The 24,563-nt window shown below is 54.7% G+C and carries 21 protein-coding genes; 10 read left to right on the top strand and 11 right to left on the bottom strand.

Annotated features, from left to right (window positions below; all coding sequences use genetic code 11):
* Window positions 1-15: 15 nt before the first annotated feature.
* Genes ABD851_RS07775 through ABD851_RS07750 form a run of 6 tightly spaced genes read right to left on the bottom strand, consistent with a single transcriptional unit; the run spans window position 16 to window position 7,263 of the window.
* On the bottom strand, window positions 16-2,280 hold the full coding sequence (locus ABD851_RS07775; protein ID WP_344977919.1) for a cation:proton antiporter domain-containing protein: 2,265 nt from the start codon (window positions 2,278-2,280) through the stop codon (window positions 16-18).
* Between the two features lie 42 nt (window positions 2,281-2,322).
* Window positions 2,323-3,042 (bottom strand): LytR/AlgR family response regulator transcription factor, encoded by a 720-nt coding sequence (locus ABD851_RS07770; RefSeq protein ID WP_344977917.1) that lies wholly within the window; start codon window positions 3,040-3,042, stop codon window positions 2,323-2,325.
* On the bottom strand, window positions 3,008-3,817 hold the full coding sequence (locus ABD851_RS07765) for a sensor histidine kinase (RefSeq protein WP_344977915.1): 810 nt from the start codon (window positions 3,815-3,817) through the stop codon (window positions 3,008-3,010). The genes ABD851_RS07770 and ABD851_RS07765 overlap by 35 nt, the downstream gene beginning before the upstream one ends.
* Window positions 3,818-3,848: 31 nt before the next feature.
* A complete protein-coding gene (locus ABD851_RS07760; RefSeq protein WP_344977913.1) occupies window positions 3,849-4,631 on the bottom strand; it encodes a 3-keto-disaccharide hydrolase in 783 nt (260 codons plus the stop codon).
* 31 nt (window positions 4,632-4,662) lie between these two features.
* A complete protein-coding gene (locus tag ABD851_RS07755; protein ID WP_344977911.1) occupies window positions 4,663-6,159 on the bottom strand; it encodes a sigma 54-interacting transcriptional regulator in 1,497 nt (498 codons plus the stop codon).
* Between the two features lie 6 nt (window positions 6,160-6,165).
* Window positions 6,166-7,263 (bottom strand): vWA domain-containing protein, encoded by a 1,098-nt coding sequence (locus ABD851_RS07750; RefSeq protein WP_344977909.1) that lies wholly within the window; start codon window positions 7,261-7,263, stop codon window positions 6,166-6,168.
* 181 nt (window positions 7,264-7,444) lie between these two features.
* Between ABD851_RS07750 and ABD851_RS07745 the strand changes: the two genes are divergently transcribed.
* Complete coding sequence (locus tag ABD851_RS07745; RefSeq protein ID WP_344977907.1) at window positions 7,445-8,563, top strand: AI-2E family transporter; 1,119 nt, start codon at window positions 7,445-7,447, stop codon at window positions 8,561-8,563.
* Window positions 8,564-8,656: 93 nt separating this feature from the next.
* Complete coding sequence (locus ABD851_RS07740) at window positions 8,657-9,541, top strand: sugar phosphate isomerase/epimerase family protein (RefSeq protein ID WP_344977905.1); 885 nt, start codon at window positions 8,657-8,659, stop codon at window positions 9,539-9,541.
* Between the two features lie 170 nt (window positions 9,542-9,711).
* Here ABD851_RS07740 and ABD851_RS07735 read toward each other — a convergent pair whose 3' ends face one another.
* From ABD851_RS07735 to ABD851_RS07725, 3 genes are all read right to left on the bottom strand, one after another.
* Window positions 9,712-12,795: a glycosyltransferase family 117 protein gene (locus tag ABD851_RS07735; RefSeq protein ID WP_344977903.1), complete on the bottom strand. Its 3,084-nt coding sequence runs from the start codon at window positions 12,793-12,795 to the stop codon at window positions 9,712-9,714.
* 84 nt (window positions 12,796-12,879) lie between these two features.
* On the bottom strand, window positions 12,880-13,707 hold the full coding sequence (locus ABD851_RS07730) for an SAM hydrolase/SAM-dependent halogenase family protein (protein ID WP_344977901.1): 828 nt from the start codon (window positions 13,705-13,707) through the stop codon (window positions 12,880-12,882).
* Window positions 13,708-13,786: 79 nt separating this feature from the next.
* On the bottom strand, window positions 13,787-14,602 hold the full coding sequence (locus tag ABD851_RS07725; protein WP_344977899.1) for an SDR family oxidoreductase: 816 nt from the start codon (window positions 14,600-14,602) through the stop codon (window positions 13,787-13,789).
* A gap of 102 nt (window positions 14,603-14,704) precedes the next feature.
* Between ABD851_RS07725 and ABD851_RS07720 the strand changes: the two genes are divergently transcribed.
* The 3 genes from ABD851_RS07720 (at window position 14,705) to ABD851_RS07710 (ending at window position 16,167) form a co-directional block, all read left to right on the top strand.
* A complete protein-coding gene (locus ABD851_RS07720; protein ID WP_344977897.1) occupies window positions 14,705-14,962 on the top strand; it encodes a hypothetical protein in 258 nt (85 codons plus the stop codon).
* Window positions 14,963-15,051: 89 nt separating this feature from the next.
* Complete coding sequence (locus ABD851_RS07715) at window positions 15,052-15,399, top strand: hypothetical protein (RefSeq protein WP_344977895.1); 348 nt, start codon at window positions 15,052-15,054, stop codon at window positions 15,397-15,399.
* A gap of 234 nt (window positions 15,400-15,633) precedes the next feature.
* Entirely contained in the window at window positions 15,634-16,167 is a 534-nt protein-coding gene (locus ABD851_RS07710; protein ID WP_344977893.1) for a hypothetical protein, read from the top strand.
* On the opposite strand, the gene ABD851_RS07705 is transcribed toward ABD851_RS07710, so the two are convergent.
* Window positions 16,050-17,138: a sensor histidine kinase gene (locus ABD851_RS07705; protein WP_344977891.1), complete on the bottom strand. Its 1,089-nt coding sequence runs from the start codon at window positions 17,136-17,138 to the stop codon at window positions 16,050-16,052. The genes ABD851_RS07710 and ABD851_RS07705 overlap by 118 nt on opposite strands.
* A gap of 427 nt (window positions 17,139-17,565) precedes the next feature.
* Between ABD851_RS07705 and ABD851_RS07700 the strand changes: the two genes are divergently transcribed.
* From ABD851_RS07700 to ABD851_RS07685, 4 genes are read left to right on the top strand one after another with little or no spacing between them, the layout of a single operon-like run.
* The gene (locus tag ABD851_RS07700; protein WP_344977889.1) at window positions 17,566-18,990 is read left to right on the top strand and encodes a sigma-54-dependent transcriptional regulator; all 1,425 of its coding nucleotides are present in this window, start codon (window positions 17,566-17,568) and stop codon (window positions 18,988-18,990) included.
* A 7-nt stretch (window positions 18,991-18,997) separates the two neighbouring features.
* Entirely contained in the window at window positions 18,998-20,605 is a 1,608-nt protein-coding gene (locus tag ABD851_RS07695; RefSeq protein WP_344977887.1) for a PAS domain-containing sensor histidine kinase, read from the top strand.
* A gap of 10 nt (window positions 20,606-20,615) precedes the next feature.
* Window positions 20,616-22,064 (top strand): hybrid sensor histidine kinase/response regulator, encoded by a 1,449-nt coding sequence (locus ABD851_RS07690; protein ID WP_344977885.1) that lies wholly within the window; start codon window positions 20,616-20,618, stop codon window positions 22,062-22,064.
* A 12-nt stretch (window positions 22,065-22,076) separates the two neighbouring features.
* Window positions 22,077-23,558, top strand: a complete 1,482-nt coding sequence (locus ABD851_RS07685; protein WP_344977883.1) for an alpha-amylase — start codon at window positions 22,077-22,079, stop codon at window positions 23,556-23,558.
* Window positions 23,559-23,613: 55 nt separating this feature from the next.
* Here ABD851_RS07685 and ABD851_RS07680 read toward each other — a convergent pair whose 3' ends face one another.
* On the bottom strand, window positions 23,614-23,766 hold the full coding sequence (locus tag ABD851_RS07680) for a lmo0937 family membrane protein (protein WP_344977881.1): 153 nt from the start codon (window positions 23,764-23,766) through the stop codon (window positions 23,614-23,616).
* Between the two features lie 442 nt (window positions 23,767-24,208).
* Here ABD851_RS07680 and ABD851_RS07675 point away from each other — a divergent pair, with 442 nt between their 5' ends.
* The gene (locus ABD851_RS07675) at window positions 24,209-24,553 is read left to right on the top strand and encodes a response regulator (RefSeq protein WP_344977879.1); all 345 of its coding nucleotides are present in this window, start codon (window positions 24,209-24,211) and stop codon (window positions 24,551-24,553) included.
* The last annotated feature ends 10 nt before the right edge of the window (window positions 24,554-24,563 follow it).

Here is a 24,563-nt window from a genome sequence, read left to right as displayed (position 1 = left end):
AAATCCATCTGTCGTTTAAGGTTTTATGACCAGTACGGACGGAATATGGCTGAGCCATAAGCTTTGGGTGCCGATCAGCTTTCTCCAGCTTTCCAGGCTGACCAGCATCAGGTCCTGCCGGCTGAGCAGCTCCTTTTCAATGGCGTTGTCTTCATAAAAAGCAATATGATTGGGTGCGGTCTGCTCAATGCTCCGGATCGTTTCCTTGATGGCCGTGTGCTGCCGGATGGTGCCGGAGGCGTCGAGAATGATCACCCTTGCCTCATTGTTATGGATCAGCTTTTGGGCATACTGCAGCAGGAAATGATCCTCGCCGGAAAAAAAGGGGATAAATACCGAGTTGGAAGCACGGAATCCCTTGTTGATGAATATGCCGAGCGGAACGCGCGCATAGCGGATGATCTGCCGGACCCGTTCGTCGAAGATCTTCTCAAAAAATTTCTCCCGGCCGGTGATCGAGTCCAGCCAGCGTTCGGGGTTGATGATATGGGAGGTAATGCCCAGGATCTTGCCCAGCATGGAGCCGGTGTATATGGACTGTCCGCTGCCGATCAGCAGCAGATCGTAGTTGCCGTTGTTGGCAGCTTCGGGTATGGACCTGTCGATATCCGGAGAGGGTCTGAACAGCAGCTTCACCGTTATGCCCAGGCGGCCGGACTCGGCCTGCAGGGGCGAAAAGCTCTGACGTTCGTAGGTAACGGTATTGAACCGGCCGATATCATTGACGGGGGTAAGATGCAGGGCCGTGATGTCGGCATGATGGGGAGATTTCCGGGTAAAGCCGTGTGCCAGCCGTAGCAGACTGCGCCCGCCTTCGGGGTTACCCAGGGCAATCAGTATCCGGTATTTGCGGTGTTCCTCGATCTCGTTGGGTATGGGGCGCGCTTTTCCGGGTCTGCCGATCCGGCCGGTGAGGGCCAGCAGGGGAGCGGTCATGAGGGTAGTGATCAGCGTGATGATGACCATCAGGGTGAACAGCGCAGGCGGCAGCACGCCCAGATCGTACCCGATGTTCAGCACCACCAGTTCCACGAGCCCGCGGGTATTCATCAGCGTTCCCGTCATAAAGCTTTCCCGCCAGCGCTGTCCGGTAAACCGGGCGGCCAGCGCAGTACCCAGCAGCTTGCCGGCAACAGCGGTCAGCAGCATCCAGGTGAGGGCGGTCCATGCAAGACCGCTCGCCAATATGCCGGTATGGGTGCGTAAGCCCGTATAAAGGAGAAAAAGCGGCAACAGCAGCACGAGCGCCACATCTTCGATCTTTTCGATGAAGATCCGGCGGAAGTTGACATTTACCGGCATGATCACACCCGCCAGAAAAGCGCCGAACAGGACATGGATGCCGATCGCCTCCGAAATATAGGCCGATCCCGCCAGCGTCAGGAAGAAAACGGCAACCACCGGTTTGCCGAAGTTTTCCCGGTTGGAATAGATATCGCCCAACCTTTTCAGAAAGGGACGGATGAGCTTCAGCATAGCGGTGACATAGATCACCGCCAGCAATATCGTATATCCGGCACCGTAAAGAGAGCCGGCTTTTATAAAAGCGATCATTATGGCCAACAGGCACCAGGTAACGATATTGCTGACCGCGGCGCTGCCCAGCGCAAGGCTGCCTGTTTTTGTCCTGCTGAGCTCCCGCTCCTGCACGATCCGGGCCAGCACCGGAAAAGCCGTGACGCTCATGCAGATGCCCAGGAACAGGGCCAGAGCGGGGAAGGAGACGGCCCCGTAAACAAAACGGGGATAGAGATATCGCGCCAGTCCCACCCCGAGGACGAAGGATAAGAGGATGCCGGCGTAGCTGATCATCGCGGTATCGCCGGCACGACGTTTCAGCATTTTCAGGTTCAGCTCCATGCCGATGATGAACATGAACAGGATGAGGCCGATGCGGCTGAGCAGCTGCAGATTGCCGAGCGAGGCAGCGGGGAAAAGAAAACCCGAAAAGGCCGGAAAGCAGGCGCCGAGAAACGAGGGCCCCAGCAGAATGCCGGCCAGGATTTCGCCGGTAACGGCCGGCTGTCCGATCTTTTTAAAAAGATAGCCCAGTATCCGGGCCGCTCCGATGATGATGACCAGCTGCAGCAGCAGGACGGAGAGCGGCGCCGCAATATTGCTTTGCAGGGAGCCGGCAAACTGGAGCCAGGGAGGGGCGTCCGGCTGCGGAGAAGCAGGCTGTAAGCTTTGTTCTCCCCGCAGCCACCAGGCTGTCAGCAGAACAAAAACGAGGGCGCTGCTGCCGTAGAACAAACTATTCCTGAATTTTCTGCTCCGCATTGGCCGGTGATTGTAAACCATTAAAACGGCTGGCCGCCCGCTTTATTTTTGCAACAACCGGAGGAAACGGCTTCTGTAGGCGTCGCCGAGGGGCAGGCGAACTTCTTCATCCTGGTTTTGCTTCAGCTGGATGACTGCTTCGTCGTGCGAAAAGTACAATAAAGTTTTCAGGGCGATGATGTCGCGTTTGTTGATCCTGCAGAACCGTTCGGCAGGCAGCTGCTCGAGCAGCCTTTCCAGCGAGAGGTTTTTGATCAGCAGGTCCTGACCGTTGCGAAGGTACACCTTCTTGTCCCGCTTGTCGTTTTCCGAAACGGTGATATAGGCGATACGGTCAAAGAAGAGGACAGTTTTTCCCCTGTCGCTGTTGACCTGCAGAAAGGTCTTTTCCGGAAAAACGGCCCTGAGGTAGTGCGCGGCCTTTTCCACCGCTTTCTGCAGACGCTCCTGCTGCACGGGCTTGCGGATATAATCCACGGCTTCGAGGTCATAGGCCTCTGCGGCATACTCCTTATAGGCGGTGACAAAAATAACGGGTTTGTTCTTCAGCAGCCGCACCAGCTCCAGGCCATTGATACCGGGCATTTCTATATCCAGTATGCAAAGGTCGAAGTCCAGCGCAGCGCTTTCCTTCAGCAGCTTCATCGGATCGTTGAACGCCTTTACCACCTCCAGCTCCGGCATCTGCTCGCAAAGCATCTTCAGGTAGGTAAGACCCGGCAGCTCGTCATCCAGCAGCAAGCATTTTAGTTTTGTGTGCAAGCAGGTCTATTTTTAGGTGTGCGGTATATACGTCCTTATCGGCAAACTGTTCCAGCTTGTAGTTGCCGCTGTACAGGATATCCAGTCTTTTTTTGAAGTTTTCCTGTCCGAAGCCGCTCTTGTTTTTTTTCAGGGCGGGCCGGCTGCTGATCTTGTTGGATACGGTAAGGGCAAACTTATTATCCTTCAGCTCAAAGACGATGCTGATAAAGGCATCGGGACTTTGCAGGTCGGCATGCTTGAAGGCATTTTCGATCAGGTCGATGCTGATCATCGGGGCCACCAGCTTCTGCAGAAAAAGCGGGTCCGATTCATTGATCTTCTTTTTTATGTTCAGCTCAAAAAGCGGGCTCAGCTTTAAACGGTTGACTTCGATCAGGCTGAGCGCAAAGTCCAGCTCGTCTTTCAGCGTCACATACTGGCGGTCGCTCTCATACAAAATATAATCCAATACCTCGGCCAGCTTGTCCAGCGCGTAATAGGTCTGATAGGCGTGGGACTGGATGGCGTTGAGGGTATTTTTAAAAAGATGCGGGTTCATCTTGTACCGGATGGTATCCAGCTGGATATTGTTCAGCTCCGACTGCATATGCAGCAGCTCTTCTTTCATCTGTCTGTTGCGCCGCGCCGCGCTGCGGAGCTTCCAGCCCGTCCAGAGAAGGGCGAGCAGGAAGAGCAGCAGCAGTCCCGGCAGCAGCCATCCCTGTCCTCCCGCGGGAGCTACCCGTAACAGGAGAGGAGTGCAGGCGGCGGTGCAGGCTTCAAAGATCATCATAGCTGAAATTTTCCTGAAGGGGTCTTTGATATTACAGCTTCCGGATCCAGATATTCCGGTAGCTTACCGGATGATTATGGTCCTGGAGCTCCAGCGGCAGGTCGCCGTGCTTTTTATAAAAATGCTTACCGACATAGAGGGTCTGCCCTTTTATATCGACGTGGTTCTGGATGAGCACCCCGTTTTGCAGCACGGTTTCATAGGCTGGGCTTTTCACAGAGCCGTCCTCGTTAAACCGGGGAGCGGTATAGAAAATATCGTAGGTCTGCCATACGCCGGGCGGGCGGCAGGCATTTACCAGGGGCGGGGAGTCCTTATAGATGCTGCCGGCCTGTCCGTCCACATACGTGGAGGCATGATAGGAGTCCAGCACCTGCAGCTCGTACTGGCTCTGCAGGAAGATGCCGCTGTTGCCCCGGTCCTGGCCGGTGCCCTTCGGTGGGTTTGGCGTTCGCCATTCCACATGCAGCTGACAGTCCCCGAAAGATTGTTTGGTATGGATGGGCCCGGTGCCGGTTTTGGTAGTCATCGCGCCGTCGCTGACGGTCCACCCGGCCGGTCCGCCGTCCTTGGAGCTGACCCAGTTATTCAGGTTTTTACCGTCAAACAGGACGATGGCATCGGAGGGCGCTTCCCCGCAGTCTTTTCCGGGTGTAACGACCGGAGGCACGGGAGTATAATACTCGGTTTCTTCGGGTTTCATGTTTTTGTTTTCCGCCGGCTCGCTGGAAAGGTATTTGGCCGGTTCCTGGGCGAAGGTTTGCAGGGCGGCCAGCAGCAAGGCGGATGTCAAAAACAGGGCGGTTTTTTGCATAGTGCGTGATTATGGTTTGAGGAAAGAGGGTTTACATTTCCGCTTCTTCGTCTCCCAGGTTGAAGTTCATCATGGTGCCCAGCAGATCGCCGAACTCGGTCTGCTGCTCGGCGTTTTTCCGGCTGATGAGGGAGTGGGCCGCCAGGCCGTAGAGGACGAATTCCATCAGCAGGGCCGTTTCGCGGGCGTTGGCGCCCGGCACATGTTTTTTTACAAGATCCCGCAGACCCTGTACCCGGTTCAGCAGTTTTTCCTGCTCCCGATCCGGCGCATCCTGTATGAGGGGCAGCTTGTTGCCCTGTTCGAACCAGCTGATCACCGATTTATAGGGGTTCTGTCCGTTCGTCTGCTTCTTTTTCTTAAAAAGCTCGGGATCGGGGAAGTAATGTACAAAGGTGCTGCGGATAGACTTGTCGAGCAGATTGTGCGCCACCTGCTGGGGACCTTCCTGTTCGCCTTCGTATACCAGCTCTATCTTACCGGTGATGGCGGGGATGATGCCGATCAGGTCGCCGATCCTGACCTGGGTGTCTTTTTCCCCGTTGATCAGGGTACGCCGCTCCGCCGCGCTGACGGCATTTTCGTAGGCGGCGATGGAAAGACGGGCGGATACCCCGCTTCGTTTATCCACAAACTCGCTTTCCCGGGCTTCGAAGGCCACCTGCTCGATGATCCGTTTTACCAGGTCGGCTATCTTTACCCGGGCAGACTGGGCCGCGTCTATATTCGATTCCTGCGCGGTAATGCGCAAGGCCGTTTCCACATTGGCGGGGTAGTGCGTGATGATCTGGCTTTCTATCCGGTCCTTAAGAGGCGTCACGATGGAGCCGCGGTTCGTATAGTCCTCGGGGTTAGCCGTGAATACAAAAAGGATGTCCAGCGGCATCCGCAGCTTGAAGCCGCGGATCTGGATATCGCCCTCCTGCAGGATATTGAACAGGGCCACCTGAATGCGGGCCTGGAGGTCGGGCAGCTCGTTGATGACAAAGATGCCCCGGTTGCTGCGGGGAATGATGCCGTAATGCAGGGCCCTTTCATCGGCAAAGCTCAGCCGCAGGTTGGCGGCTTTAATAGGATCGATATCGCCTACCAGGTCGGCCACCGATACGTCGGGGGTGGCCAGCTTTTCGCCATAGCGTTCGCTGCGGTGCATCCAGCCGATTGGGGTATTGTCTCCCTCCGCGGCCAGCAGCTCGCGGGCGTAATGCGAAACCGGGTGAAACGGATCGTCGTTGATCTCCGAACCGGCCACCACGGGTATATATTCGTCCAGCAGATCGGTCAGCTGGCGCGCCATGCGGGTTTTGGCCTGCCCGCGCAGACCGAGGAACAGAATATTGTGCCGCGACAGCAAGGCTCTTTCCACATCGGGGATCACCGTATCCTCATATCCGAAAATACCGGGAAAAGGGGTTTTCCCGGCGCCGAGCTGCTGTATCAGATTGTTCCGGATTTCTTCTTTGACCGGCCGGGTGGCATGGCCGTGCTTCTTCAACTGTCCAAACGTCTTGATGTTTTTCAATGCCATACTTATTCAACTTAAATACTTCCGTTTATTCCGTTCAAAATCTACAAATACGAACTTGCCCAGCTGATCCAGTCCCGAGAAAAAGGCCTTGCCGTTGTTGGTTTGGGTAAACTCCCTGACGAACTGCTGCAGCCAGGGATCGCTGGCTACCATAAAGGTGGTGATCGGTATTTTCAGCTTGCGGCATTGTGCCGCCAGGTTCAGCGTACGGCTCAGGATCTTCCGGTCCAGGCCGAAACTGTTTTTATAATACTGCTTGCCCTGCTTCAGACAGGTGGGCTTGCCGTCGGTGATCATAAAGATCTGCTTGTTGGGATTTTTCCGCCTGCGCAGCAGGTCCATGGCCAGCTCCAGGCCGGCGACGGTATTGGTGTGGAAAGGTCCGACCTGCAGATAAGGAAGATCTTTGATGGCGATCTGCCAGGCATCGTTTCCGAAAACGATGATGTCCAGGGTGTCTTTCGGGTACTTGGTCGAAATGAGCTCGCTCAGCGCCATGGCGACCTTTTTAGCCGGCGTGATGCGGTCTTCCCCGTACAGGATCATGGAGTGGGAAATGTCGATCATCAGCACGGTGGAGGTCTGCGCCTTGAAATCGGTTTCCCGGATCTCCAGGTCGTCCTGCGCCATGTTAAAGCTTTCCAGCCCGTGGTTGATCTGGGCATTGCGGATGGAAGCGGTAAAATCGATCTGCTCCAGCGTATCCCCGAACTGGTAAGGGCGGGTGTCCGGATTCAGCTCATCGCCCATGCCCGAGGTATAGGTAGGATGATTGCCGGGTGACGATTTTTTCAGCTTTCCGAAGATCTCCTCCAGGGAACGTTTGCGGATGCCCTGCTCGGTTTTCGGCGTAATCTTGAACCGGCCGCTGCCCGGGTCCCTGTCCAGGTAACCTTTTTCTTCCAGGTTTTCGATAAAGTCCCCGATGCCGTACTTGCCGTCGGTCAGCTGATATTCCTTATCCAGCTCGGTCAGCCAGCTCAGGGCTTCCCCGGCATCTCCGTTCGTATAGGTAAGCAGTTGTAAAAAAATATCGAGCAGCTGCTCAAACGGCGACTTCCCCTCCGCAGCAGGCATGATTTTGCTAAACAATACTGCACGCATGATCGTTTCTTTTTCCGTTTCTGCGGTTACTGATGTGCTCTCAACACTGAAATTACACCAAAATGAGGGATTTGGTTGCGTTCTTTTTTCGTGTTTAGCAGATGCTAAAAAGGCATAACTTCGGAAGACGATGTAATGCCCTGTTAATGTACCGGTTTCAAATAAATTCAAATTATATATCATGCAAGTAAAAGCCCCTGTCCTGCCGTTTTACGCCAAGCTGGCCTTTGTGCTGGTATCGCTGCTGATCACCGGTTACCTGGCCATCATCGGGAAGGAGATCATCTCTCCGCTGCTGTTTGCGTTTTTGTTTTCCATCCTGCTGCTGCCCCTGGCCAATTTTTTTGAACGGAGGTGGTATTTTCCGCGCAGCCTTTCGGCATTGCTGTGCGTGCTGTTGCTGGCGGCGGCGATATGCGCGGTGCTGCTCCTGATCGGCTCGGAGCTGGTATCGCTGATGAAGGACTGGCCCCGGTTTAAGGCGCAGCTGATCAATTCTGTGCACGATATACAGGCCTGGATACAGGTACAGTTTCACCTGAACCTGGAAAAGCAGCGCGATCTGGTGCAGAATGCCACCAGCAATATGGTTTCCACGAGTCCTTCTGTCATCGGCAGAACGCTGCTCTCCCTGTCTTCGCAGATCATCCTGTTTATTTTTATGCTGGTCTACGTGTTTTTCCTGCTGTTCTACCGGCACCTGCTGGTGCGTTTCCTGGCTGCGGTATTTCATCCGCGGCACAGCACCACGGTATATGAGGTGGTGAGGCAGACCAAGTATATCATCAAGCGGTATGTGGTGGGGCTCTTTTTCCAGCTCTGCATCGTGGCCGCCCTTACTACCGCCGTGTTCTGGATAGCGGGTATCCCGTATGCGGGGTTGCTGGGCATCTTTACCGGTCTGCTGAACGTCATCCCTTATGTAGGCATCTTTGTGGCGCTTTTTCTCAGCATGTTCATCACCTTCAGCAGCGCGGCGGCCGGCAAGCTGCTGCTGGTGGTCATCGCCGTGCTGGTCATCCATTTCCTGGACAGCAATGTCATCCGGCCGCGTATCGTGGGCTCGCAGGTGCGGGTCAATGCGCTTATCTCGGTGCTGGGGGTGATCGTAGGGGAGGTCATCTGGGGCGTTGCGGGCATGTTTCTTTCTATTCCCATTATCGCTATCGCCAAGATTGTGTTCGACCGGGTGGAAGAGCTTCGCCCCTGGGGGCTGATCCTGGGCGAAGAGCCGGAAGAGCCGGGCAGCAGGATGCTCAGGCTGCGCCGGAAGGCGGGACGGCGCAGGGCCGACAGATGAGCCCGCAAGCGCCGGCACATATTGCCCGGTTAACCGATATTTTGTAATCTTGGGCTTCCGACATCGCTTTTTCTAACCTTTTAAACACAATGTATGAAACGTATCGTTCAATTTGCCGCAGTGCTGCTGCTGGCCGGCAGTATCTCCGCCTGCCAGTCTTCGGGCGGAAGCGGTTCCGCTGAGCAGGGAGACTCCACACAGGACTCCGTCACGGCTGATGCCCTCGGCTGGAAGATGGGCGTACAGGCCTATACCTTCCGCAACTTTTCTTTCTTTGAGGCGGTAGACAAGACCAAGTCGCTGGGGCTGCACTATATCGAGGGCTTCCCCGGTCAGAAGATCGGCGGGGGGCTCGAAGGCACGCTCGATTTCAAGATGGATGCCGCCGCTCAGCAAAAGGTGCTGGACTATCTGAAACAGCAGGATGTCAAGATGATGGCCTACGGGGTGATCACTCCGGAAACGCCGGAGGATTGGAAAAAGCTGTTTGACTTTGCCCGGAATATGGGGATCGAGAACATCGTTTCCGAGCCCAAGCCCGAGCATATGGATCTGGTATCGCAGCTGTGCGATCAGTACAGCATCAACGTAGCCATCCACAATCATCCCGCCCCTTCGCATTACTGGAGCCCGGATACCCTGCTGGCCGCCATACAGGGGAAAAGCAAACGTATCGGCTCCTGCGCAGATGTGGGCCATTGGATCCGTTCCGGTCTCGATCCGGTGGAATGCCTGAAAAAGCTGGAAGGGCGCATTATCGAATCGCACTTTAAGGATGTCAGCGCACGGGAGCCCAAGGCCGAAGATACCATCTGGGGCACCGGCGTCTGCAATCTGCCCGCCATGCTGGAAGAGCTGCACCGGCAGCATTTCCAGGGCTTGTTTTCCATCGAGTACGAAAGTCATCCGGAAGATAATATCCCGCAGATCCGGGAGAGCCTGCAGCATTTCGATCAGGCGCTGGCTAACCTGAAATAGCGCCGGAGCCCCCTTCGGGCACACCGGATATTCCCGGCGCTGTATCGCATAAAAAAACCTGTCTCGCCTTGGTGAGACAGGTTTTTTTATGCGATCGTCTGCGGCTGTATGACCGTCTGCAGATGGCCGGCTTGCCGCCGTACGGCTGGCGGCCCCCCGTAAGCCACGGGTTATTTTGCCCTTCCGGAGTCGGCGGCTTTCTTGCCGGAATCGAGCACCTGCGGCAGCTCCGGGGAAACGGTACCGGTTTTTCCGAGCTTTTCCTTCCACTCCTGCAGCTGGGAGATGATCATATTGGCCATCCGGGCATCCTGCTGCAGCCCCTGGCTGAATTTGCTCTGCGGCAGCGCATTGTAATAGTTGAGCTGCTGCTGACAATCCCGCATGATCTCGTCGGAGATCTTGCCGGCCTTGACCGTATCCCCCGCCATATAGTAGGCATACACCGTGGTGAGGGAGGTAATGTTATGCGAGTTGTTGGGGGACGTTAACGCATACGGGAAATTCTCCTCCAGGATGTTTTTATCGCTGCGGTTCAGGGCCTTCAGGGCGCTGTCCTTCTTGCCTTCCTGGGCAAGCGCAAGGCCCAGCTTGGCATAAGCGCTGCGGATAGACATCAGCATACGGCGGTTCGGCTCGTCGAAATAGGTGCCGGGCGTTTGCGCACCTCCGAAGCTGAACTTGTCCATCATGTTTTCGTAGGCGAAGCTCACATTTACATTTCCGGCGTCAAACAGGCTGTTGTTGTCCCCGGCGCTGCGCATGGGTACCAGCCGGTAGGTGAGGCCGTCCATCTCCAGATAGCTGCCCAGGCCGATGCGGCTGGGGCTCAGCGGGCTGGTGAAATAGACGGGGCGTTCCCAGTGGCTGGCCGCGATGATATTGAGCATCAGCAGGTCGTTCTTGAACAGCAGGGTCTTGGGGATCTGGAAGGGTACCTGGGCCAGGATCTGGCTGGTATCCGTTCCGGGGGGCACTACCTTGTCCCGGACAGCCTTTTCCTTATCCACCGGGATAAATACATTCTTGGTGGGCAGGTAGTTGAGCGGCTCCCCGCCGCCGCCGGATACTTTGTATTTGGGATCGTCATTGCCCATGAAGTTCATGATCTCGTTGAGGTCGAAATACCGGTCCTTGGGGATATTCTGAGCTTCTACCAGCGGAATATAATTGCGCTTGTCTCCCACATATTTATCCGGGGCCCAGCTCATGGGCACGGGAGCAGATTTGTTCACCGCATGGCGCAGGGCATCGATATACCAGTCTACCCCCAGCAGGCTGAGGTTGATGATCCGGATATCGGGCCGGACGCCTTCCACCTCCTGGGCATACCAGAGGGGATAGGTATCATTATCACCTTCGGTGAAGAGGATGGCATTGGGAGCGCAGGATTCGAGATAATCCGAAGCCACATCCCGGGGCAGCGTTTTCTGGGAGCGGTCGTGATCGTCCCATTCCTGGAAGCCCATGATGACGGGTACCGCCAGCAGGCAGAGCACGGAGGCGCCGGCCGCCGACAGGGTCCCGGAAACTTTCTTTTTAAAGAAGTCGTAGACGGACAGCACGCCCAGGCCTATCCAGATCGCAAAGGCATAGAAGGAGCCCGCGTAGGCATAGTCCCGTTCGCGGGGCTGGTTGCCCGGCTGGTTCAGATAGATAACGATGGCGATGCCGGTGAAGAAAAACAGCAGCAGGTTCACGAGGAAGTCGCGCCGGTGCCGGTTCAGGTGAAACAGCAGCCCGATGATGCCCAGGATAAAGGGCAGGCCGTACAGCTTGTTATGCGCCTTGTTGTGCTGGAGGCTGTCCGGCATCTGATGCTGATCGCCCAGCCGGATATTGTCCACGAAGGGGATACCGGTAATCCAGTTGCCGTCGCGCACGTTACCAAAGCCCTGTACATCGTTCTGCCGCCCGCTGAAGTTCCACAGGAAATAGCGTGTATACATCCAGGTAAGCTGGTAGGAAAAGAACCAGCTGAGGTTGTCGCCGAAAGTCGGTTTCTGTCCCTCGGCCAGCCCGAGCCACTGCCGGTAGAAGTCGGCATGTCCCTGCTCGTTGCCCGCATCCCAGATACGCGGGAAAAGGTGTTCGTCGCCCGCGTCGTATACCGGAACGGGCTTTCTGCCGGCTACCTCGTACTTGCCGGTCTTGAGGTTCTTTTCATAGACCTTGGCTCCGTCGTCGTAACGGATGGGCTTGGCGGTAAAGTCCGGCCCGTAAACAATGGGGAAGTCGCCATACTGGCTCCGGTCCAGGTAAGAGACCAGTGCGATGGGGTCGCTTACGTCCTGCATATTGATGGAGGGGCTGGCATTGGCGCGGATGAGCGTGGTGAAATAAACGGAATAGCCGATCAGGATAAATACCACGGAATACAGGCCCAGATGCACAAAATAATGTTGTTTTTTCCGGGCCCAGCGGATACCGAGGATCAGCAGCACAATGAGCAGGGCCAGATAAAAATAAGAGCCGCTGTTAAAGGGCATTCCGAAGCCGTTGACGAACATCACATCAAAAGCGCCGGCGCCTTTTACCGAATACTGGATCACAAAGACCTGCACAAAGCCGGTGATCAGGCATCCGATGACGAAGGCCCACAGGGTACCCCAGCGGGTAACCTTATACCGGCGGAAGTAATAGATCATCACGATGGCCGGGATGGTCAGTATACACAGCAGGTGGACACCGATAGAGAGCCCGATCATCAGCGCGATAAAGAGTATCCAGCGGTCCGCATGCGGATCGTCGGCCTGGTGTTCCCATTTCAGCATGGCCCAGATGATGAGCGCTGTGAAGAGGGAGGCCAGGGCATATACTTCGCCTTCCACGGCGGAGAACCAGAAAGTATCCGAAAAGGTATAGGCCAGCGCGCCGACAACGCCGGCTCCCATGATGGCGATGATCTTTTCGGTGCTGAGCACCTCATCCCGGCCGGCCATGGTCCGCCGGGCAAAATGGGTGATGGTCCAGAACAGGAACAGGATGGTGAAGCCGCTGGCCAGGGCGGAAAGCAGGTTCACATCCCGGGCAGCCGTCTGGGCCGTACCCCCCAGAAAGATCACAAACAGGCGACCGAGCAGCAGGAAGGTGGGGGTGCCGGGCGGATGGGGCACCTGCATCTTAAAGGCGCTGGAGATAAACTCCCCGCAGTCCCAGAAGCTCGCGGTAGCCTCACGGGTAAGGGCATAGACCGTACAGGCGATAATGCAGACGATCCACCCCGTAATATTATTGATCTTTCTGAAGTTCATGGTGCCGGTTTAAGGTTGCGGCAAAAATAGAAAAATATTGGTGCTTCCCCGTATCTATTTGGATATTTGGCAGGGGGCGCGGCTTTATTCAAAATAGATGCGGACGGTTTGATAGAACAGCTGGCTCTGGTAGTAATTGCCGCCCTTGAGCTGTTCCTGGTTAAAGCTCTGCAGCCCGAAAAGACCGGCCGCGTTTCCCTTGTTGACGGCGATCTCCAGAAAGCCGGCCGTATTGAACAGGGCCAGCTTGTTGCCTTCCGCCACGTCGGCATAGGTGTCGCTGATCTGGCTGATATACTCGTCGCGCATCACCAGGATGCGAAAAGGGCGTCCCCGCCGCTGGGCCTCAAACTGCTGCCGGGTAATGTTGATCACCACATTTTCAAAATGGTCGATATGGATGATCTGTCCTTCTATCCAGTCGTCATGGATCAGGGGCTGCAGGCTGAGCCTTTCCACCAGGGTATCCGTTTCCTCACCCAGTCGGTTGAGGGCTTCTCCCCGGGACAGGCGGTCGATGGCCATTCCGAAAAGCCGGACCACGCCCACCAGATGCCGGGGTTGATCCTGTCCGAAAGGCAGCCGGATGGTCATATCCGGTTTTCCGCCGAGGATCATGGTGAGCAGCCCGTTGTCGGCGCAGCAGAAATAATGGCCGTCGTGCCAGGCCAGCAGGAAGTGATCCGGCCGCCGGTCGAACAGGTTGACCAGGATAAGGTGAAAGGTGTTGTCCGGGAAATGCGGATAGGCGCTTTTGCAGAGATAGGCCGTTTGGGGGAAGTTGAAGGGGGTAATATTATGTGAAATGTCAATCACCTCGTGATCGCGGCACAGCTGATGAAGCTGTCCCCGGATAGCCCCGATCAGATAGTCCTGCATACCAATATCAGATGTAAGCGTAATGACTGACATGAAACCTATAAAATGTGCGAACCGGCAGGGCCCGGGTGCAAGTTTACTAAAAGCGGGGCATAAAACCCGTAATGACCGCCTATTTTAAAGGAGATCCGGGCTCTTTTTTAAAATGATTATAGACGATCCTGTCCATCATACCGGGTATCAGCCGGTTCAGCCATACGGTAAGTTTTCCCTGTCCGGTGAGCACGAGGGTGCGTTTCCGCTTCCGGATGGCGCCGAGGGTAGCCGCGGCCACTTCGGCAGCGGTCATCAGCCGGTCTTCCTGCAGCGGCGTTTCTCCCTGCACTTCCCCTTTTTCATTCAGCGCCGTATTCCGGATGTTGGAGGCGGTGAAGCCGGGGCATACCCACATCACATGCACGCCTGTATGAAGGAGCTCGGTCCTGAGGGTCTCCAGAAAGCCCTGCATGGCAAATTTGGAAGCGGAGTACCCGGTACGGCCCGGCAGCCCCCGGTAACCCGCAATGGAAGATATCCCCGCAATGACGCCCCGGCGCTCCCGGATATGGGGGAGGGCGTAGTGCGTGCAGTAGACCGTTCCCCAGAAATTGCTGTCCATCAGCTTCTTTAATACGGCCATGTCTTTCATGTCTCCGAACAGGCCCCGCATGGAGCCGCCGGCATTGTTGATGAGGATGTCGATGCCTCCCCAGGCGTGGACAACCGCGTCGATGAAGTCGCGGCAATCCGTTTCCCGGCTGACGTCGGCCCGGCGGGTGAGCAGGTCGCTGCCGGCGTGGCTGCTTTGCAGCGCAGCAAGCGCGGCTTCCTGCCGTCCGCAGGCGGCCACCTTGGCCCCTTCCTGTAAAAAGGCCTTTACCAAGGCTTCCCCGATACCGGAGCTGCCTCCGGTGATGACCACTACTTTGTCCTTAAAATCGGCGCTCATAGATCGTTTGCTTGGTTTGGAATGCAAAAATAGGAGAGATGGGGAGAATACCCCTATGTCGGGCATGTTTTTTGAAGTTTAACCGGAAAGACAGGCGATCACATGGTCGAGTTCAATATAAATTTCAACTATGACGCGGCGGACCACATGGCCGTGGTGCTGAAATCCGTCACGGCCGACCGTACAGACTATATCGTACGGCCGGTGGACCCCGAGTTGGTGCTTCGTTTTGGCAAGCAGGTCATTATCTTCAAGGAGCACGACAACTATAACTGCGGCAGCCATGTGGACGAGACCTTTATGGATTTTGTGGATGCGCTGGCCAATGCCATCCGGCGTCAGGACCGGTATGAAGCCTGAGCTGCCGGTTATCGTCCGCAGGATCCGGGATCCGGCTGCAAGCCGGTGAACGGAACGCCACTTTTCAACAGGTATCAATACAGCATCATATGGAAAAGCCATCAGAAATGACCACCGTCACGGCGGTGCTGGAGCAGCTTCATGCCCGCCGCATGGATGAGGAATTCGTATATACGCCGCAGGGTCTCGGCCTGGGCAGCGGAGCGGCCGAGTACTACCAGCCGGATGAGCTGAAGATCATAAAGGTCTATCGCTTCGAAGGCGAGTCCGACCCCGCCGATTCGGCCATACTTTATCTGATAGAAGCGCCGGGCCACAAGATCGGCTATAGCCTCGACGCTTATGTGGCCGATAACGGGCACAGCCAGGAATACAACAACTTTATCCGGCAGATACCGGTAGAAGACCGCGACGAAGCCCTCATCTTCAACTTGTAGAACCCGGCCGGCCCGGCGGGTTTTTCTTACCCAGAAAAATGCGGAGCTGTGGAGATTTTACCGCGACCTCAGGGTAGCGGAACCGTACGCAGCGCCTCTTGCAGAATGGCGCATTTCTTGTAAAATAAAAAGAAGAATCAACCAACATAACCCGATCATTTTTTGTTGGAAGAGAAGACAGCGCGACGGTCAAATCAGACGTCGGCTTTTGTAACCCCCCATAAGCGGATCATTATGCGTACACCACTCAGCCAGGCCGAAATCAGCCGTATACTTTATGAAAAGGATAACGGGTATATCGGTTTTTATGATGGGCTTCTGTCCCATCTGACCGCCGTAAAGTTTTTCCGTTCTGCCCACTATATTGTGGCGAGCACGCTGAGTAACAAGGTGCTGGATCACCTGCACGGGGGTATGGATGTTTGCCTGGTCGTGAACGACATCACCGAAACGGGCGATACCATAGAGGTGACGGTAAGGGGCCGGTATGTCGTACAGTCTTTCCCGCCCACCGAATCGATGCTGCCGGAGGCGGTCCAGATCCTGCACCAGCCCGGGGGGCAGTTCACGCCCACGGCGGCCGTGATCCGCGTAAAAATGCAACACCTTTCCGGCTGCCGGATATCCGTTCCCCGTGCGCTCAAAAGCCTTCACGCGGAGGAAGTGCCGCGCGAAGCGGTGCCTGTGATCTCTTTCCGCGAAGGAAGAGGAAAGTACAGTTCGAACAGCGCGCCGGTAGGAGAGCCGCTGGCCGTCACCAGGCCCTGATGATTGGTCATGACCTTGTGCACCACAGAGAGCCCCAGGCCGCGCCCGGGATAGTGTGAGGGAGTGGCGTGGAGGCGTTGGAAAAGCCGGAATATCTTTTTCCGGTAGAGGTTATCAAATCCGATTCCGTTGTCGCCGACGGCTATTTTATAGTATTGCTGTCCTTCCACAGCAAGGTCGTCTCCGATGTTTTCCCCGTTGACGACCGCACAGGAAAGGCGGATATGAAGGGGGACTTCCGGACGGGAAAATTTCAGCGCATTATCCACCAGCGAGCGGAAAAGGGCTTCGAGCTGATGCGGATAACCATATATCACAGGCAGCTCGGGAAGATCGAGGGTCGCCTTTTTTTTCCGCAGCTCCCCGGCAAAATCCTGCCACACCTTTTTTAACAAACGGTTCAGATTTACTTCCTCCGGCTGCTCGTCATGCAGGGAGAGGTTGGCGTAATGAACGATATCCTCCACCAACGACTGCATACGCAGCGCGGCCTCCTCGGTTCGTCTCAGCATCTGCTGCGCCTGATCGTTTAGATCCTGACTGTGACGCTGTATCAGCAGGTTGTTGAAAACCCGGATCTTCCGGATGGGTTCCTGGAGATGATGGGCAGTGGCAAAAGCGATCTGCTCCAGCTCCGAAGCATGCAGCTTCAGGGCCTGGTTATTTTTTTCCAATTCTATCCGGTACAGAAATCTCCGCCGGAATTCCAGTATGCCAAACAGAAAGGACCCCAGCAACAGAAAAAGCGACAGGTAGAAGATGGTATTAAAGTATTGGAACGATATTCTTTCGTACCGCTGAAGCCCGTGTTTCAGCTTTCCGATATTTGCACTGGCGGTATGGCCGGGATTTGTCTGGCCTGCGTATACCGAAAGGGTTTTTAGCTGGCGGTGAAACTGGATAGTAAGCCCGCTCAGCAGGGCCAGGGACAGGAAGAGGGCAATTCCGGCGAGTAGAAGACCGCGTTTCATGTGTCTGTTTGTTTTTTGACCGGAAAAACCTTGTGCTGGAGACGTTTTCTCCATCAGCTTTTAACCATCTCTTCCCCCGTGCCGGCTTTTTATGCCGGAAAGTAATCCCACATTTCCGTTCATTCATCGTTCTTTCGAGCAACACGGTGTCTCTGCAATATAAAACCAAAGAGGGCTGGGTAAAAGATGATCCGGTTTGCCGGGGAAACGGCTTTTGTTGTGGAAAAAAATCCCCATTTTATGGTAACTTTAACCTAAAGGAGATCTGTCTGCCACAACATGCGGTTCGTGTTCCTATGCAAAGATAAAGGACAGACGCCGGAATTTATATTTTACTTTTCAGGGAAGTCTGGCGTTATAGTTGCGGAAAATAAAGGATAGTGCTTTGGAAAAAACTCCGCAGCAGGAAAGCCATCAAAAAGAAACCATGCAGCAGTTGCTAATTATTGACGATGATCAGGACATGTGCCTGTTACTCAGCCGCTTTTTAAAAAAGCACGGATATACCGTACATATCGCCCACAGCGGGAAGGGCGGGATGGCCCTGCTGGAGCGTCATAAGGTAAACCTCGTGATCACCGATTTCCGGCTGGGGGATACGGACGGGGATAAATTGTTACAGGGTATAAAAACCAATTATCCGCAGCTGCCGGTGATCATCATGACCGGATACAGCGATATCAAGATGGCCGTGCAGGTCATGCGGGCCGGCGCTTATGATTATGTAGCCAAGCCCTTGCTGCCGGACGAGATCCTGCTCAGCATACGGCATGCCTTGTCGGATTTTGGGGAGAGCGCTCCCGAACCGGTTCCGGAAGAAAATACCGTCCGTCCTTCATTGCCGGCTCCCCAGACCTCGGGACCTTATATCTTCGGCGGCAGTCCGGCTTTCCTGCAGATCCTGGACCAGGTGGACCGGGTAGCGCCTACCAACTACAGTGTGATCCTCTATGGGGAAAGCGGCAGCGGCAAGGAAGTGATCGCGCGGGAGATTCATAGCCGGAGCCTGCGGGCAGACCGTCCCTTTGTAGCGATCGACTGCGGGGCCTTGTCCAGGGAGCTGGCCGGCAGCGAGCTGTTTGGTCATGAAAAGGGGTCTTTTACGGGCGCCTTTCTGCAGAAAACCGGGAGCCTGGAGCTGGCCAACGGCGGCACAGTGTTCCTCGACGAGGTAGGCAACCTCTCCTATGATATCCAGGTTTCGCTGCTGCGGGTGACCCAGGAACGGGAAATGCGCCGGATAGGAAGCAATAAGAACATCGTGCTGGACGTGCGCATTATCGTGGCCAGCAATGAAAAGCTCTGGGATGCCGTACAGGAGGGAAAATTCCGCGAGGACCTGTATCACCGGCTCAATGAATTTTCCATTGAGATACCGCCGCTCAGGGAAAGGCGGTATGATATTCCCGTTTTTGCCGCCCATTTTCTGAAAATGACCAACAAGGAGCTGGATAAGCATATCAGGGGCTTTAGCCCGGAGGTAGAGGAAATATTTAATAACTATGCCTGGTACGGAAACCTCCGCGAGCTGAAGAATGTGATCAAAAGGGCGGCATTGCTGACAGACGGGGAGTATATATCGCCCGTTTCCCTGCCCTTTGAGATTTCGCATTACCAGCGGCTGCAGTTTCCCGACACGGAAAAAGCCTCTCTGCCTGCCGGTCCTGCACTGACGGAAGCATCAGGAGCCAACAAGCTGAAAGGGAAAGGCCTGAATGCGGAATATGAAATGATCATTTCCACCTTGCAGAAAGTCAACTTTAACAAAAGTGAGGCTGCCAGGATACTGAATATCGACCGGAAGACGCTCTATAATAAAATGAAGCAATACCAGCAATTAAATAACGTTTAGCCCGTTCATGATGTCACCGTCTTCTTCGAAGGATGAAAGCCGCCGCGAGATACCAAGGCCGGGGCTTGGGGATGAGCTGGAACAGATGAGCTCCATGTTCCCGGGCATCGTGTATATCTATGAGGTAGGCAGCCAGAAATTCCGTTTCGTCAACGAGAAGATCAAGGATTTTCTGGGCTATACCCGGGAGGAGATCAGCGCCTGGGAGGACGACCTGGGCAACCTCGTTTTTAAGGACGATGTGGAGGTCGTGCGGAAAGCTTTTGAGGAGTATGCCAGCTTGCAGCAGTCGGTGAACGAGACCAGTTTTGAATGCCGCTTTAACCGGAAGCAGGGCGACTGGCGCTATTTCCGCACCCACGGAAAGGTATTGCATCGCGATGAACAGGGGAAGCCCGTCTCCTTCCTGATGATCTCCCAGGATATTACCGAACAGCTTTTGTCCGAAGAAGAGTTCCGTAAAGCCCGGGAGCTGGCCCTGGAAACCGAGCGGATGCTGCAGTACGGTATTTTCGAATGGGATTTCAAGAGAGAAAACGGCTCCTGGTCCCCCGGCTTATACGAGCTGCTGGAATATCCTGCAGAGCAGCGGCAGCCCAGTCCCGGCTACCGGCAGTACCAGAAACATCTGCATGCCCCGGAACGGCGCCAGCTGGATCTGATGGTGAAAGAAGCCCTGGAAAAACGTTCTGAGTTTGAATATGAGCACCAGGTGCTGACCGAGCAGAACCAGGAACGGACGGTGATCACCATGGGGAAGGTAATCGTAAACGAAGAGGATGATCCCGTAAAAATTATCGGGAACACCCGCGACGTTACCCGTATTCGCGAATATGAAAAGACCCTCAAAAAGAACCTGCAGGAGCTGAACCGTTCCAACAAAGAGCTCGAGGAATTTGCTTATGTAGCTTCACATGACCTGCAGGATCCGCTGCGGAAGATCATTATCTTCACGGAGCGCATCCAGGCCAAGGCCGGCCATCTGCTCAACGAGGAGGGCGTTATGTACTTCAGCCGTATCATGAATTCAGCCTCCACCATGCGCCGGCTGATTGACGATCTGCTGGAGTTTTCGCGCGTGAGCCGGCGCAATACCGAATTTGAACCCACCGATCTGAATGTGGTGCTGAAGAGTATCAAGAACGACCTGGAACTGAAGATGGAGGACACCCACACAACACTGATCATCAGAGATCTGCCGGTGCTTGAGGCCATTCCGCTGCAGATGAGCCAGCTTTTTGGCAACCTGCTGGGCAACGCCATAAAGTTCAGAAGAAAAGATATACAGCCGGTGATCACGGTGTCTTCGGCTCCGCTCAGCGCCGCGGAAAAGAAAAAGTTCCGTCTTCCGCACAACCGGAAGTTTTTTAAGCTGTCGGTAAAAGACAACGGTATCGGCTTTGAAGCCGCTTATTCCACAAAGATATTCCAGCTTTTCCAGCGTATGCACGGAAAAACGGAATATCCCGGCTCGGGAATCGGACTGGCCATCTGTAAAAAGATTGTGGATTATCATCAGGGGGTTATATTCGCAGAGAGCGACGGGGAGACCGGAGCTACCTTTATCATTATCCTGCCGGAGCGGCAGGAGGAGCGTATACCTGACCATTTATGATCTGTAAGTCATGAACCATCTCAAAGATATCATACGGGTATTGATCGTTGACGATGACGAGGATGATTATTTCATCACCTCCGAGTATCTCCGGGAGATCGAAAGCCGGCATTTTCATACAGACTGGTGCTACCGGTATGAAGATGCCTTGTCTCATATCCGGGAGCGCACCCATGATATCTATCTGGTGGACTACCGCCTTGGCGCCCAGACCGGGCTGGACCTGCTGAAGGCCGCCATGGAGCGGGGCTGCGAAGAGCCCATCGTGCTGCTTACCGGGAAGGGCAATAAGGTGGTGGATAACGAAGCCATGGCCACGGGCGCCACGGACTATCTTATTAAGACGGAGCTGAACGCCGAAAAGCTGGAAAGATGTATCCGGTACAGCCTCGACCGCTCGTCCTCGCTGAAGGCGCTGCGCGCTAACGAAAGGAAATACCGCGGAGTATTCGAACGGTCGAAGGATGCCGTTTTTATCGCCAGCAGCACACTTCAGTTTCTCGATGTCAACGAAGCCGCGACCCAGCTGTCCGAATATTCCCGCGAGGCGCTGCTCGCCATGAAGCTGCCGGACCTTATCCCCGGACGCCAGCAGCAGGCGCAGCTGTACGATATCCTGGCCGAGACCGGCGAGATCAACGATTATGAAACCGACCTGGCCGGAAGCGGGGGACAGAAAAAGCATTGCATCATTTCCGCCACGCAGGAGCGCGATCTGGAGGGAGGCATATACGTGCACGGTATTATCCATGACATCACCAACCTGCGGCAGGCCCAGAAAGCCCGGCTGCAGGTGGAGAAGCTCGCCGCCGCCGGGCGGCTGGTACGGACGCTGGCCCATGAGGTGCGCAATCCCCTGAACAATATCAACATGTCGGTGGAGCAGCTGAATGGGGAGATGCAGGACGAAGAGAACCGCGTTTACCTCGATATCATCAGCCGCAACAGCAAGCGTATCGGCGACCTGATCAGCGAGCTGCTGGACTCCTCGCTGCCTTCGGAAGTGACGCTCCGGCGGATCAGCCTGCAGAACATCCTGGACGAAAGTATGGAGGTGGCTTCAGACCGCATCCGTCTGCAGAAGATCCTGCTGCAGCGCAAATATCCGGATAAGGCCGTTTATATCCGGGCCGACAAGGGAAAGCTGAAGCTGGCCTTTCAGAATATTATCATCAATGCCATCGAGGCGATGGAAAGCGAAAACCGGATGCTCGATGTGGAAATACTTCCCGGTAAGGAAAGACATACGGTGGCCGTAAGGGATTCGGGCTGCGGGATCAGCGAAGAGCACCTGACGCGGCTTTTTGAGCCCTACTTTACGGCAAAGCGCAACGGGATGGGGCTGGGCCTTTCCACCTCTTTCAATATCTTTCAATCTCATCTGGCACATATTGACGTTTCCTCAACGCCGGGCAGCGGAACCGTATTCACCATTTCTTTCCCGGTCGTAACCCCTTAACATTACTACTTCATGCAGCAAGGAACCCTGATGCAGTTCTTCCACTGGTATTACCCGGAAGGACAATTATGGAAACAGGTGATCCGTGAATCCGGCCGCCTGTCCGAACTCGGTATCACCGCCGTATGGCTGCCCCCGGCTTATAAGGGGAGCAACGGTTCGCACTCGGTAGGATACGACACCTACGATCTGTACGACCTTGGAGAGTTCGACCAGAAAGGAAGCACAGTCACCCGTTACGGATCGCGCAGGGATTATATCCGGGCAGTGCAGGCTCTCCATGACCACGGCATTCAGGTATATGCGGATATCGTGTTGAACCATAAGGCGGGGGCCGACGAAGCGGAGGATATCCATGTCCGGAAGATGAATCCCGACAAACGGAACGAAGCCATCAGCGAGCCTTATGTCATCCGGGCCTATACCAAGTTTACCTTTCCGGGACGCCAGGGAAAATATTCCGGGTTTATCTGGGACCAGCAGTGCTTTACGGGCATAGACTGGGATGAGCAGCACCAGGAAAAAGGCATCTTTAAGATCATGAATGAATACGGTGAGGACTGGGCTGAGGTGATAGAAACGGAGAAAGGGAATTATGATTACCTGATGTATGCCGATATCGAATTCAGGAATCCTGCCGTACGCGAAGAGCTGAAGCGCTGGGGAGGCTGGTATCTTGAAAATACGGGTGTGGATGGCTTCCGGCTGGATGCGCTGAAGCATATCAGCCCGGCCTTCTACGTGGAATGGCTGGATCATCTGCGGCAGCATACGGGCAGCGAGCTGTTTACCGTAGGTGAATTCTGGCAGCCGGATAACCGGGATGTGCTCATGGAATATATGCATGCCACCGGTCAGCGTATGCATCTCTTTGACGCCCCGCTGCACCGTAACTTTCACGAAGCTTCCCGTACCGGTAAGGACTATGATCTGCGTAACATCTTTAGCGGTACCCTGCTGGAAGCCGACCCGGAGCATGCCGTAACGCTGGTGGATAATCATGACACACAACCGCTGCAGGCACTGGAATCGCCGGTAGAGGCCTGGTTCAAGCCCCTGGCCTATGCCCTGATCCTGCTGCGTGAAAAAGGATATCCCTGTATTTTTTATCCCGACCTCTATGGTGCGGAATATGACGATAAAGGAAAAGATGGCGGAACACATCATATCGTGCTCGAGCCCTGTGCACACCTGGAGAAGATGCTTGATATCCGTAAGACAATCGCCCGCGGCGGGCAACGGGATTATTTTGATCATCCCAACCTCCTGGGCTGGACCCGCGAAGGCGTAAAAGAAGATGCCGCTTCAGGCTGTGCAGTCCTGATCTCCGGCGGAGACGGAGGCGAAAAGGAGATGGAGCTGGGCGCCGCGCATGCCGGAAAGACATTTTCGGAGCTTACCGGCAGCCGGGAAGAAAAAGTAACGCTCGATGAAAACGGGAAAGGCGTCTTTTTTGTAAATGGTGGGAGCATTGCCATCTGGGGCGCAGCATAAAGCCCGGGTATACAATACCCGGGCAGTAGTTTAATGGTTTAAGCAGGCTGCGGTATTATGCCCGCCGTCCGCGAATGATATCCAGCAGGATGACAATTACGGCGATCACCAGCAATACATGGATGATGGCTCCCACGGAATAGACGAAGAAACCCAATATCCATCCGATGATCAGAATAACGGCAATCAGATACAATAGTCCTCTCATAAGTAAGCGTTTTTAATAAAAAAATACCGGGATGTGGATAGGCAACCATGCCCGGGTTGATTTTCGTCAGCGTTTTTTATACTGATATATAAAACAGGGGCTGATGATAAGCCTTACAAGAAATTGACAATTGTCATGCCAATGTTATCTTGCGGGAATGAAGGCCCGGCGGGGGACATGCCGTGATTATTTTAGTGCATATTGTTATCTTTGTGGTATGATTTTTTGGGATAAAGACTAACAGCTGGTACTAACTGGGACGGATATGTGGAATTTTCTCCGCATGGGCGCCCCGCGTTTACTGTATCTGCAGCAGCATATGCTTCCTGATGATCAAACCGCTCTTTATTGAGCTTATCACTGTGGAAACAAACAAATTGTATCTTGCTGTACACAAACCTTCTCGCGGGTATTATCGTATATATCGGAGAGGTACAGTGGCATGGAGGAAAAGAAGAAAATATTGATCATTGATGATGAGGAAGATCTCTGTCTTCTGCTGGGCAATTACCTGATGCGCAAGCAATACGAGGTATACATTGCGCATACGCTGAAGGAGGGCCTGGCCGTCCTGAAAGAGATCAATCCCGCTATCCTGTTTCTCGACAACAATCTTCCCGACGGTATGGGCTGGGAAAAAGCAATGGCTTTCCTCGAGATCAATCCCGCGCTGCAGATTCATTTTATCAGCGCCTACCAGCACAACACCGTCTATCAGAAACCCGGCATCTCCATGAAGATATGGGAAAAGCCGCTCAGCTTCAGAGAGCTGGACCGCTATTTTTAGGGAAACCCGC

This window comes from Compostibacter hankyongensis (assembly GCF_039541075.1).
Classification (GTDB): Bacteria; Bacteroidota; Bacteroidia; order Chitinophagales; family Chitinophagaceae; genus Compostibacter; species Compostibacter hankyongensis.
The sequence above is the reverse complement of the archived record's forward strand: the minus strand, read 5'-3'. Positions and strand labels throughout refer to the sequence as shown.